Source organism: Terribium retamae (assembly GCF_022347545.1).
Classification (GTDB): domain Bacteria; phylum Pseudomonadota; class Alphaproteobacteria; order Rhizobiales; family Rhizobiaceae; genus Mesorhizobium; species Mesorhizobium retamae.
In genome coordinates this window covers 114,862-127,464 of record NZ_JAKREW010000011.1, presented here as the reverse complement: position 1 = coordinate 127,464, position 12,603 = coordinate 114,862, and the positions used below count along the sequence as shown (strand labels likewise).

10 protein-coding genes are annotated in these 12,603 nt (G+C 61.4%); 7 read left to right on the top strand and 3 right to left on the bottom strand.

All coding sequences use genetic code 11. The annotated features are described in order from the left end of the window. Positions 1 to 7: 7 nt before the first annotated feature. Positions 8 to 958, bottom strand: a complete 951-nt coding sequence (fepB, locus tag L4923_RS13855; protein WP_239365967.1) for a Fe2+-enterobactin ABC transporter substrate-binding protein — start codon at positions 956 to 958, stop codon at positions 8 to 10. Between the two features lie 189 nt (positions 959 to 1,147). Between fepB and L4923_RS13850 the strand changes: the two genes are divergently transcribed. Together L4923_RS13850 and L4923_RS13845 are read left to right on the top strand one after the other, a co-directional pair. After that, entirely contained in the window at positions 1,148 to 1,966 is an 819-nt protein-coding gene (locus L4923_RS13850) for an ABC transporter ATP-binding protein (protein WP_239365965.1), read from the top strand. Further along, entirely contained in the window at positions 1,963 to 3,237 is a 1,275-nt protein-coding gene (locus L4923_RS13845; protein ID WP_239365963.1) for an NtaA/DmoA family FMN-dependent monooxygenase, read from the top strand. Before L4923_RS13850 ends, L4923_RS13845 begins: the two co-directional genes overlap by 4 nt. 8 nt (positions 3,238 to 3,245) lie before the next feature. Here the strand turns inward: L4923_RS13845 and L4923_RS13840 are convergent, their stop codons facing one another. After that, the gene (locus tag L4923_RS13840) at positions 3,246 to 4,034 is read right to left on the bottom strand and encodes an IclR family transcriptional regulator (RefSeq protein WP_239365961.1); all 789 of its coding nucleotides are present in this window, start codon (positions 4,032 to 4,034) and stop codon (positions 3,246 to 3,248) included. 299 nt (positions 4,035 to 4,333) lie between these two features. Between L4923_RS13840 and L4923_RS13835 the strand changes: the two genes are divergently transcribed. Beyond that, entirely contained in the window at positions 4,334 to 6,424 is a 2,091-nt protein-coding gene (locus tag L4923_RS13835; RefSeq protein WP_239365959.1) for a TonB-dependent receptor, read from the top strand. Positions 6,425 to 6,482: 58 nt separating this feature from the next. Here L4923_RS13835 and L4923_RS13830 read toward each other — a convergent pair whose 3' ends face one another. Next, positions 6,483 to 7,490 carry a LacI family DNA-binding transcriptional regulator gene (locus tag L4923_RS13830; RefSeq protein ID WP_239365957.1) on the bottom strand — a complete coding sequence of 336 codons (1,008 nt, stop codon included), beginning with the start codon at positions 7,488 to 7,490 and terminating at the stop codon, positions 6,483 to 6,485. A 188-nt stretch (positions 7,491 to 7,678) separates the two neighbouring features. Here L4923_RS13830 and L4923_RS13825 point away from each other — a divergent pair, with 188 nt between their 5' ends. Genes L4923_RS13825 through L4923_RS13810 form a run of 4 tightly spaced genes read left to right on the top strand, consistent with a single transcriptional unit; the run spans position 7,679 to position 12,598 of the window. Beyond that, complete coding sequence (locus L4923_RS13825; protein ID WP_239365955.1) at positions 7,679 to 8,749, top strand: ABC transporter ATP-binding protein; 1,071 nt, start codon at positions 7,679 to 7,681, stop codon at positions 8,747 to 8,749. Between the two features lie 32 nt (positions 8,750 to 8,781). Then, positions 8,782 to 9,747, top strand: coding sequence for an ABC transporter substrate-binding protein (locus L4923_RS13820; RefSeq protein ID WP_239365952.1), 966 nt, complete (start codon positions 8,782 to 8,784; stop codon positions 9,745 to 9,747). 14 nt (positions 9,748 to 9,761) lie between these two features. Beyond that, positions 9,762 to 11,495, top strand: a complete 1,734-nt coding sequence (locus tag L4923_RS13815; protein ID WP_239365949.1) for an ABC transporter permease — start codon at positions 9,762 to 9,764, stop codon at positions 11,493 to 11,495. Next, positions 11,483 to 12,598, top strand: coding sequence for an MBL fold metallo-hydrolase (locus L4923_RS13810; RefSeq protein WP_239365946.1), 1,116 nt, complete (start codon positions 11,483 to 11,485; stop codon positions 12,596 to 12,598). The genes L4923_RS13815 and L4923_RS13810 overlap by 13 nt, the downstream gene beginning before the upstream one ends. The last annotated feature ends 5 nt before the right edge of the window (positions 12,599 to 12,603 follow it).

Here is a 12,603-nt window from a genome sequence, read left to right as displayed (position 1 = left end):
AGCCATGTTACCGGAAGTGTCCCGCGATCGCGTCGATCATCTGCCGCCCGGAATAGTAGTCGATGCGGAACGATGTCGACCCAAGTGCATAGACCTTCCTGTTCGCGACTGCTGGCAGGTTGGCGAGCATTGGGTCCGTAAGGAAGGTAGCGACATCCTTTTCGGTGCCGCGCAGCAGGAAGACGGTGTCGCCAGTGATGGCAGCAGAGAGGTTCTCACGCGAGATGAAGTCGAAGTCCGAACGTCGCGTCACATCGCGCTGGAGCCCTTTCGGCAATCCCGCCACCTCGAAACCGAGGGCCGTCAGCAGCCTGGCCTGCGGACTTTCAGGCCGGCCGATCGAATAGCTGCCGCCGATATTGTATCCGACAATGCTGACCTTTCCCTTCGGTCGCGTCATCGACACGGCGGCCTGCGCGGCATAATCGTCGAAGCGTTTGATGGCGTCGCTCGCCTCCGCCTCGAGCCCGGTGGCCTTGCCGAGTTCTACAGCGATCTGCTGCCAACTCTGGTTGGAATAGTTGACGACCATCGTCGGGATGCCTTGTGCCTGTAACTCCGTCTTGTGCTGGGCGACGCTGTCGGCCCCTGTCGCGGACGCGATCAGCAAATCGGGCTTCCGGCCGATAATGGCTTCGATGTCGAAATTGAGATTGGGGTAGAGGACTGCGACACCGCGCTCGTCGGCGGCGTTCGCCCATTGTGAGAAGAAACCTTTGTCATCTGTGAGCATGGTGGGGGTCGTTGCGGCGCTGGCCATCACCGGCGCCCCGATAGCGAGCAGAATTCCAGTGACGCTCGGCGTGGTCGAGACGATCCGTTGCGGTTTCGATTCCAGGATCAGACTTTCGCCGTCCTGGGCAACCGTCCGTGGCCATCCCTGTTCCTGTGAAAACGCGCGATCGGCGCCTGTCGCGATCACCGCAACGGCCATCAGGGCGAGAGCGAGTTTGTGCATCGGCATCATCGTGGAGATCGGTAGAGGATTGAAGGGGGCGCGGTGCGACCTTGCGTCATCGCACGGGGTGTTAAACTTGACTTGTTTATTCCACAATAAGCATTGTATCCCGCAATGCAATATGCATTCCGGAATGCAATATTCAGGGAAGATGCTCTCGCCAGCAGGCGGGCAAGCAGGAAGGGCAATATGGCGCATCGTCTGCATGCCGATGGGGTGACGCTTCGCTACGACAGGCGCACGATTTCGACCGGATTGTCGTTGTCGATCCCGGACGGTTCATTCACCGTCATCATCGGGCCGAATGCTTGCGGCAAATCCACTCTCCTGCGCGCGCTGTCGCGCCTGCTGCCGCCCTCGAGCGGACGGGTGGTGCTCGACGGCAAAAGCATCGACGAGCTTCCCGCAAAGGAAGTGGCTCGGCGGCTCGGTCTGTTGCCGCAGAGTTCTATTGCCCCCGATGCCATCACCGTTGCCGACCTGGTCGCGCGCGGTCGCTATCCTCACCAATCCTTCCTCAGGCAATGGTCGAAGGCCGATGAAAAGGCGGTGGCCGCCGCGTTGGAAGTCACGCATATGGCCGATCTGTCGGATCGGCTGATGGATGAACTCTCGGGCGGGCAGAGGCAAAGGGTGTGGATCGCCATGGTTCTGGCTCAGGAAACACCGATCCTCCTGCTGGACGAGCCGACCACCTTCCTGGACATTGCCCATCAGATCGAACTGCTCGACCTGCTGGCCGACCTCAACTGTCGGGGACGCACGGTTGTTGCCGTGCTGCACGATCTCAACCATGCCTGCCGCTACGCCTCTCATTTGGTTGCCATGAAGGACGGCGCCGTCGTTGCCGAAGGCAAGGCAGCCGAAGTCGTCACCGAGCAGCTGGTCGAGGCCGTCTTCGGCCTGCCTTCGATCATCATCGCCGACCCGGTTTCGGCAACTCCGCTGGTCATCCCGAAGGGACGTCCGATACCGGCGGCCCCAGACAGCAGAAAACAATCGGCATGAGCACGGACAGAAAATTGCATATCGGACTGAGCCTGACACCCACCTGGCTCAAGGGACAGCGCCCGCATCCGGATGAGGCGTTGTCAGCGGGCATGGGGCCTGTCGAATATTATGCCGAACTCGCCCAGGCCGCCGAAAGAGCAAAGCTCGATTTCGTCTTCAGGCCTGACTATCTCGTCATGAACCAGGCCATGGCGGCGCACTCGCCGACCTTCGTCGGGCTCGATCCGACGATGATGCTGGCCTCGATTGCACGAGAAACCGAGAAGATCGGTTTGGTCACCACCGCCTCGACCACCTTCAATCCGCCCTACATTGTTGCCCGCCAGATCCAATCGCTGCACTGGATCAGCAACGGCAGGGCCGGGTGGAACATCGTGACCTCGATCGAGGGCGCCGAGAATTTCGGGGACGAACCGATGCCGGCGCCGGAAGTCCGCTATCGCAAGGCGGCGGAATTCACCGATCTCGTTCGGCACCTATGGGCGAGCTACCCCGGTAGTTCATCTTCAGCACCGGTGCAGGCCATCGACCACGCCGGCGAGTTCTTCCATGTGAAAGGGCCCCTCAACGTTCCGGGACACGACGCTGGCCCGCCGCCTCTGTTTCAGGCCGGTGCTTCCGAAATCGGCCGCAGCTTTGCCGCGTCGGTTGCGGATGCGACCTTTGCCGCCATGCCGGATATCGGCGACGGTATCGAATTGCGCGCTGATCTGCGCAGAAGGGCAGAGCGGCATGGGCGTTCTGCAGATGCCGTGCGTGTTTTGCCCGGCCTTTACTTCTTTCTTGCCAGGACGCGCGAGGAGGCCTGGAAATTGCACGCACGCGCCCATGCGCACCTGACGCGCGAGCGCCGCGTCGCCGCACTGAAGGCGGTGCTCGGGCTTGACGTTGGGGCGCTTGCGCCGGACAGCCGCATCACGGCCGACCTGCTTCCCGCTTCCGAGCATCCGGTCCGCAGCCGCACACATGCCGACCTTTTGCGCCGTTTCATCTTGGCCAAAAATCCGACCATGGAGGAGGTCCTGGCACGGCCGGAGGTCGTCGGTTCAGCGCATTGGGTGTCCGTTGGCACCGTGGACGATGTTCTGAATGATATCGTCGAGCGGTTCGAGGCCGGCGCCCTCGATGGGTTTATCGCGCTTCCCGGCGGTTCGGTGAATTCGCTGAACCTGTTCTTCGAAGAACTGGTACCTGCGCTGGTCGAACGCGGCCTGTTCCGCCGTGATTATGAGGGCTCCACGCTGAGGCAGCACCTGGGCATCCGCTGAGGCTCAGTTCAGCCGCAGTCTCGGGAGGATCCGGATTCCAGCGAGGCCTGCCGGGCCATGGCACGCAAGGCATTCCAATGATCGTCAGCCTCGGCCGTCTTCACGAAGGAAACGGTGGTGACGACACAGGCGATCTCGTTCTGTGCGTCGAACACCGGTGCCGCCTTGCCGGTCAACAGCGAAAACAGATGCTCATTGAGTTCAACGCCGACGGCCTGGCGCGCCGCATCGAGCGTTTCCTTCGACGGCGGACTGCCTCTGAACGTGGCGGGTTGCCGCTTGCGGGCCGCTGCGACAGTCTCGCGCGGCAGATAGGCCTGGAAGACCAGGCCGCACGCCGTGTTGTCGAGCGGAAGCACGTCGCCGAGTGACACGGTGCTGATCGAAAAATCCGAGCTGCGGTACCAGCGGATGATGGTCGGCCCCTGGTCGGTCCAGATGGCGACGCCACAGCTCGCGGCGATCTCCGACGACAATGTCTTCATCAGGCGCGCCGAGACTTCGACGGGCTCGACGCGTCGCAGCGCACCCATGCCGATGCTGAGCGCGGTCGGCCCAAGATCGTAGCGACCGGTCATCGGATCCTGGGCCACCAGCCGTTCGCGTACCAGGCTCTGCATGTAACGATGCGCCGTCGAGGTCCCCGTGCGCCCCTGCCGCGCAACTTCGCCCAGCGCCAGCGGACCATCGGCTCTCGCCAGAATGTCGAGGAACCGAGCGGCGATGGACACCGATTGGATGGTCTTGGAGCGTTTGCCGGTGCCGCCGCCTTCGTCGTCGGAACGGTCTGGTTTCACGAGTTCTGTCCGGGCGGCAGGAGTGTGTGGCTTGGGACAATCATATAGGCAACATCAAGGCTGAAAGGAACGAGGATGGATCTCGGCTGACGACGAGGCGACGTTACGGTGCTTCGGCCTCGCGATCAATCGCACCCGACAAGGGGCGGGCTTGCCTGCGAGAAGATCGTCGGCACGCATGGCTGGAAACACCCTGCGTGTTGACATGCGGAATGCGCTATGCATTGTGGAATTCTTCAATCCGCGAGCCACGGTCTGTTCCCAGCCAGCGTTTTCTTGTTTGGGCGATCGGGGACTTCATGCCTTCTCATATTCTTGCGTCACTAAAGCTTGGCGCCAGCACGCTTTCGATTGTGTCGGCGCTCGCGGCGACTGCCGCCTCGGCACAGGAAAAACCGCAGGCCGCGGCTGAAAGCAGTACCTTGCTCGAGCGGATCGTCATCACCGGCGAGAAGATCGCGCGCAGCCTCAAGGACACGGCCTCATCCGTCACCGTCATCACTGGCGAGCAGATCGCCAAGGAGAAGACCGGCGATGCTTCCGTGTCCGAGGTGATCCAGGACGTGCCCAATGTCGTCTTCACCGATACCGTCAGCACGCCGATCATCCGTGGACAGGACACGCAAGGTCCGCTCACGGGACAGGGTTCTTTCTGGGGTGGCACGGTACCGCGAGCCACCATCAACCTCGACGGTCACTACCTGAACTACAATGAATTCTATTTCGGCGCGTCATCGGTCTGGGATGTCGACAGCATCGAGGTCTTCCGTGGGCCTCAGACGACTTCGCAAGGTGCCAACGCCATCGCCGGCGCGATCATCGTCAACACCAAGGACCCGACATTCACACCCGAAGGCGCCTATCAGGCGGAGATCGGCAGCTACAATTCGAAACGGGCTTCGTTCATGCTGAACGGGCCGATCGCCGACAATGAACTCGCGGCGCGCCTGGCTGTCGACTATTCGGGCCGCGATACCTTCATCGACTATATCAGCCCCCGGTTCCAGCATGGCGATACCGACCAGGATTTCGCGGCGCTGAATGCCCGCTTCAAGCTGCTGTGGCAACCGGCCGAGATTCCCGGTCTCGAGGCGAAGTTCACTTATTCGCATAACAGGTCGAACCGGCCATCCCAGGAGGCGGCATCGGCGCCGTTCGAGAATCTCGAACACATCACCACGACGATGCCGACCTGGAAGCAGGACACCAACACCGGCATCCTCGACATCAGCTATGACGTCGGCAACGGCCTCAGGTTCTTCAACCAGACGCAGTATTCGGCTTCGTCCGTCCATCGCACCACCGGCCTCGTCAACAATGGCGATGCCGATGTCGAGCAGAAGAATGCATCCAATGAAGCACGTGTGACCTTCGGCGAACAGGGCGATGCCCTGAGCGGTGTAGCGGGTGTCTATTACGCTCACACCAAGAGCGACGAGGTGCTGTATCTCAGCGGCCTGTCGACTTTCGACGACACCAAACAGAATCTCGGCCTGTTCAGTGAGGCGAGCTACCGGCTTACCGATTTCTGGACGTTGACCGGCGGCCTACGTTACCAGCAGGATCACATACAGCGCGAGGGCAAATCGGTCTTTGCGCCGCAGCCGGTCGATTTCGACACCACTTTCAGTGCGCTGCTGCCGAAAGTCTCCCTGGCTTATGCCGTGACGCCGGACCTCACCGTGGGGGCGACGGTGAACCGCGGTTACAATCCAGGCGGCGTGTCGCTCAATCTCAATGCGCGCAAGTGGATGCCGTTCGAGGAAGAGACGCTTTGGAACTACGAGCTGTTCACTCGCGCCAATTTGCTGGACGACACACTCACCCTGAACGGCAATCTGTTCTACATGGATTTCAAGAATGCCCAGTACACGATCCCTGTCGTGATCTCCTCGGGTGTCGCGCAGTCCTACACGATCAACGCCGAGAAGGCGCACGCCTACGGGCTCGAGGTCGGAGCCGACTATCGCATCCTCGACGATCTGACGCTCAAGGCCAGCGCCGGTCTGCTGCATACGCGCATCGATAGGATTTCGAGCAACGTCGCCTATGAAGGCAACGAGTTCGCCAAGTCGCCCGGCTACATGCTGAGCTTCGGCGCCAGTTGGGACGTGACGGAAAAGTTCAATCTCTCCGGCGAGGTTCGCCATTTGGACAGATATTATTCCGACACCGCCAACACGCCGAGCTATCTGATCGAGCCCTACACGATCGCCGATGCCCGTGCGAGCTACGACTTCAACGAGCACTTGCAGGTCTACGGCTATGTCAAGAACATCTTCGACGAACGCGCGCCCACCTACATGCAGCAGAACCGCGGCATCGGCGGCGTCGAAGCGAGCATGACCATGCCACGTACGTTCGGCGTTGGTGTAAAAGGAAGCTTCTAGTCCGTTGCCCGGGGAGGCGGCCGCACCCCATCTGTCGCGGCCGCCTGACTATGGTCGACTACGCGTCATGGGCCGCGGTTGTGCCCCGTTCGATCAGCTCCACCGGGATCGTGAAGTTCAGTGCGCCTTCGGACAACTGGCGATCGTCGTCGAGGCAATTCAGGATCGCTTCGATGAAAGCTTTGACGGGGTGGCTGACCGTGGTCAGCCTATGCGACGGCCATTCGGTCTCCGGGATGTTGTCGAAACCGATGATGGAGAAGTCGCGCGGCACCTGGATGCCCAGCTCAAACCGGGCGGTGTTGAGGAAGCCGAGGGCGATCAGGTCCGTTGCACAGAAAGCGCCATCGATCGACTTGTCGGCCAGCAATATGCGGGCGGCCTCACACCCTGTTTCGAAACTGTTCGGACCACGCATCCAGTCTGTGATCTTAACATCCGCCTGATTCATACGGGTGACGAAGCTCTCAACACGTCGCTTCTGGCTAACGCTGCCGTTGCCGCTGCGCATGATCGCGACATGGCGTCGTCCATCCTGCAACATGCGTTCGGCCGCCAGTCGTCCGCCGGTCAAATCATCCGTATCGATCTTGTCGGCGTTGCCGGGCAGCGTGCCGCGATTGATCAGGATAAGGCGGACATCATTGCGCAGGCAGGCTTCGATGATCTCTTCTGGCGGTGCGCCTGAAAGGATGATCACTGCGCGCACCCGATATTCCAGGACCTGGTTGACAAGGTTGCCGATATCGTCGCGTGCGGCTTCCGCATTCAAGAGCATGCATTGCAGCCCGCGCTTGAAGAGGGCGGCGCTGATGCCATCGAGCAGGGCAGTGTTGAACGGGGAGGTCAGGTTGGCTGCCACCACGCCGACGAGGTTGGACTGCGCCATCTGCAGACCCTGGGCCAGCCTGTTGACCCGGTAACCGAGTTTTTCCGCGGCGCGCAGGATACGTTCCCGCACATCCTTCGACACGCTGGCGCCCGGGGTAAAGGTTCGCGAGACGGCGGAACGCGAGACGCCGGCTTCCCTTGCGACGTCCGCCGCCGTGATGAAACCGCTCTTCATTGTCGATCCTCCATCGTGGCGCAAAGGCCGCCGAGCAATCTGAACTTTTGTCTTTGCCGTCATAAAACTGAAGCACAAGCTCGCTAAATTGCACACGTGTGCAAACGCATTGTTATGAAGTTGCAATGCGATTGTCCAGAGCAAGAATTCAAGAAAAACCTTTCTTTTCAAATCGTTGAGGCGTCGACGTGGCCGATATCGTCATCAGTGACCTGTCGAAGATGTATGGCGGCAAACGCGTTCTCGATCGCGTGGCAATGCACATCGTCGACGGCGAATTCATCGCGGTTCTCGGACCCTCGGGCTGCGGCAAGACGACCTTGCTGCGCTTGCTCGCCGGCTTCGAAACGCCAGACGAAGGCACGATCCAGCTCGGTGGTCGCGTCGTATCGTCCCGGGAGGCGAACGTGCCTCCGGAAAAGCGCAACATCGGCATCGTCTTCCAGAACTATGCGCTCTGGCCGCATATGAGCGTGGCCGACAATGTCGGCTATGCGCTCAAGATCGCCGGCGTGAATTCTCAGGAACGTCTACAGCGCAGCCGCGAGGCCTTGTCGGTCGTCGGCATGGAAAATCTGGCCGAGCGCGCGCCTTCCGATCTGTCCGGAGGCCAACGCCAGCGTGTCGCCTTGGCCCGTTGTCTTGCCGCCAAGCCCTCAGTGATGCTGCTGGACGAGCCGCTGGCCAATCTTGACGTGCATCTGCGGGCGGCAATGGAAAACGAGTTCGTGCGTTTCCACCGCCATACCGGCGCCACCATGGTCTACATCACCCATGATCAGTCCGAGGCGATGGCGCTGGCCGACCGCATCGCGGTGATCGATCGAGGCCGACTGGTGCAGTTTGACCGGCCGCGTGATCTCTATCGCGAGCCGCAGAGCGAAATGGTCGCCCGTTTCATCGGCAACGGCCAGGTGTTGCCTGTGCGGGATGTGCGCCCCGAAGCCGAGGCGGCGATCGTCAGTATCTTCGGCAAGGACCATCGTGTCCGGGCCCGCAGGAGCGAGCAAGTTCGTTCATCGGCCAAGCTTTCCGTCCACACCTCGGCGATGCGTCTGGCCCAGCCGGGGGACGATGGTTTCGCCGGCAAGGTCGAGCGGGTCATCTATCGCGGCAACCATAGCCAGGTCGATTTCATCGCTACCGCGGACCCGGCCCTGCAGCTGACGCTGCACGCACCGGCAGATGTCGCCATTCCTGCGGACGACACCATCCAGGTCTGCATCCGCGACGGCTGGGTCATTCCCGCCGCTGCCTGACGACTTTTTTCACTCAGCAACAGGAGTTCCTTATGCGCCTCACCACTGCCCTCACGCTCGTCTTATTGAGCGGGACAGCCGTTAACGCCGAAACCTTGACCCTCTACACGTCGCAGTCGCCTGAGATCGCCCAGCAGACCGTCGACGCCTTCCAGGCCAAGTACCCCGACATCAAGGTGGAATGGACCCGCAACGGCACCAGCCAGCTCTTGAACGTCCTGCGCGCTGAAATCGAAGCCGGTGACGTCAAGCCGGACGTGCTGCTGGTCGCCGACACCATCAACCTTGGCCAGTTGAAGAAGGAAGGCCGACTGATGGCCTATCCACAGGCGCCGGTCGGCTCCTACGACAAGAGCACCTACGACAAGGACATGACGTTCTTCGGCACCAAGATCATCTCCACCGGCATCGCCTACAACACTGAGAAGGCCAAGCCGGTCGAAACCTGGAGCGCCTTGCTGACGGAAGACAACAAGGGCCAGATCGCCGTGCCGAGCCCGCTCTATTCGGGCGCCGCGCTCAATCATCTTCACAGCGTGGTCAACGTTCCGAGTATCGGCTGGGAATTCTATGAAGGCCTCGCCAAACTCGACATCGCGCCGGAAGGCGGCAATGGTCCAGCCCTCAAGGCCGTCGCCAGCGGTCTGGCCAAATACGGCATCATTGCCGATGCCGACGTCATCCGGGCCAAGGCCAAGGGTTCGCCCGTCGACCTGATTTTCCCGAAGGATGGCGTCTCCTTCATCACCGAGCCGGTCGCGATCATGTCGACCGCCAAAAATGCGGACGGCGCGAAGAAGTTCATCGACTTCCTGCTCTCCAAGGAGGGCCAGGAACTCGTGGTTACCCAGGGCAACCTGCCGATCGATCCTTCGATCACGCCGCCGGCCGGCTTCCCGAAACTGTCCGACATCAAGCTCCTGCCGATGGATGCGGACAATGCAGTGGCGACCGACAAGGAGACCCGCGAGAAGTTCACCAAGATTTTCGGCGGTTGATAGAAAGATAGAAAATGGCGCTGATTGCCATGGAAGGGATTCAGGAGCGCCGGCGGTTGCCGGCGCTTCTTCCCAAGGCTGAATGGATGGTGCTGGGGCTGCTGGTGATCTTCGTCGCCGGCCTGTCTTTCGCACCGCTGCTGCGTCTTGCCATCGCCGCGATCGCACCGGCCGGCGTGATCGATTTCGGCCATGTTGCCGAATTGCTCTGGAAGAAGAAGGTGCTGACGGCCTCGACCAACACATTGGTCGTCGCTGTACTGTCCACGATGCTTGCCATGGTGCTCGGCACCATCGCCGCTGCACTCACCGTGCTCACCGACATGCGATTCAAGACGGCCTGGGTCTTCGCATTCGTGCTGCCGCTGATGATCCCTCCGCAGGTGACCGCTCTTGCCTGGGTGCAGGCCTTTTCGCCGTCCAGTCCTGTCTTGGGCCTGCTGGGACTTTCCCTGCACGATGGCGGACGCCACCCGCTCTATTCACCAGGCGGCATCATCCTGCTGCTGGGCTTTTATCACGCGCCGCTGGTGTTCCTGACCGTGCGGGCAGCGTTGCGACGCTTGCCTGCCGAACTGGTCGAGGCTGCGCGCGCCGCCGGCGCCACCAGCTGGACGCTGATCTTCACCATCATCATGCCTCTGGCGCGGGCCGGCCTGTTCGCCGGTGCCGCGCTGGCCTTCGTGTCGTCGATCAGCAATTTCGGCATCCAGGCGATGCTGGGTATTCCGGCGCGATACCCGACCCTGATCACGCTGATCTACCAACAGATGAACAGTTACGGTCCTTCGGCACTCGCCGACATGGCAGTGTTGGCTTTGCTTCTGTCGACACTGACCATTGTCGGAGTCGCCATCAGCGGTTGGCTCGGCCAGCGGAACGACGTGCGCGTCGACGGCATCGGCCGTTCGCTCGAAATAAGGTTGGGGCGCTGGCGCCCCGTCGTCGAAGCTGCCAGCTGGCTGTTCATCGTGCTCACCATGGCTTTGCCATTGTCTGCGCTGGTGGCCACGTCGCTGGTCACCGGCTTCGGCCAGGAACTGAGCTGGAAAACCCTGACGCTGGTGAACTATGCCAATGCCCTCGTCCATCAGGCTTCGATCCGCAACGCGTTCCTGACCAGCCTGCTGCTGACGTCGGTCACCGTCGTCATCCTGATGGCCGTGTCGCTGTTCATGGCTTACTTCATCGTCTGGAAGCGCGGGCCGCTGGTGCGCATGCTGCATCTTTTCAGCGAACTCGCCTATGCGCTTCCCGGCATCATCCTGGCCGTGGCGATGATCCTGTTCTTCCTCAAGCCGCTGCCTGTTCTCGGTTTCAGCATTTACGGGACCGTCTGGATCATCCTCGCCGCCTATCTCTCCAGCTTCCTGGCTCTCGCGCTGCGTCCCGTCCTCAGCGGCTTCGCGCAGGTCGACCGTGCCATGGAAGAGGCGGCCCAGGTGGCGGGTGCAGGTTTCCTGGCACGCATGCGGGATGTGGTCATCCCGCTCGTCGCGCCCGCAGCGGTTGCAGGCGGTGTCATGGTCTTCATGAGCGCTCTCAACGAGATCCAGGTCTCGATTCTGCTCGTCTCCTCCAATGCCCGCACCATCGGTCCGATGGTGGTCTTCCTGGAGGAAGGCGGATCATCGACGCTTGCCGCCGCTGTCGGTTGCCTGATGATCGCGGCCGTGCTGATCCTGATGCTGGTGGCGACCCGCTTCTCACGCCACCTGCCGAAAGGGGTAATTCCTTGGCAAAATTGACGGTTGTCAGCGGGCAGGGTGGCAAGCTCCCAGCCGCCTTCCTGCTGGACATGCATGGTCGGCGTATTCTCCTCGATCTCGGCGAGGGTCCGCAACCGGGTGTGAAGCCCGACCTTTCGGACGTCGGATCGGTCGACGCGATCTGCCTTTCCCACGCCCATATCGATCATGTCGGCTCGCTGGATCTTGCAGGCCAGATCGGCAATCCGTCGGTCTATGCGACGGCTCAGACGTTTCGCCAGATCGCCGAAGCGATACTCCCGCTCGAACGGCGTTTCGAGCTGCCGATCAGCGGGAAAACCGAAATCGCCGGCCTGCCTGTCACTGTCGGCAGAAACGGCCATGCGCCCGGCGGCATCTGGTTTCATTTCGCCGATCATGGTGGCGTTCTTTACATGGGGGACTGGAGCGCGGAATCGCTGCTGTTGCCTTTCGACCAGCCGCCCGCAGCGGGCTGCCTCATAACCGATGCGTCCTATGGTGATTTCGACGAGGCGCTTTCAACGCAGATTGAAGCCATTGCTGATTTCGCCGTGAAGGGCGCGGTGCTGTGCGTGCCGGCGGGCGGGCGGGGGCCGGAAATGATGCTGGCCTTGAGTGGACTGGGCCTGAAGGCGATCGCCTGCCCGGTCGTGCGTCGGGAAATGGAACGCCTTGCGGATGACGAAACGGGCATGACCGGCGATGACAAACGTGCAGCTATCGCAACGCTGCTGGGCTCGATGGCCCTCGATAACGAATGGTCGCCGGATCAGGTGATCGTGGCGACGGAGGCCAATGCGGAGACCGGATTGGCGGCGCAACTGCTACAGCGTCGGGATGAGGGATTCCGCTTTCTGTTTTCAGGTCATGTCCCGGAAAAGACGCCGGCCTGGGATATGCTCCAGTGCGACGAAGCGCGATGGCTGCGCTGGAATGTCCATCCCCGGCTGCAGGACACGATGGACCTCGTCACCCGCACCGGCGCGCAGAAAGTCGTGGCGGCTTTCGTGCGGCCGGAAGAGATGCCGCGGCTTGGGCAATGGCTTCGCGGCCGCCTATGCCGAACGAAGGTTGTTTCCTTGCCTCTCGATCGAGACCAGTTACTGAAAGCGGCGGAATAGGACTG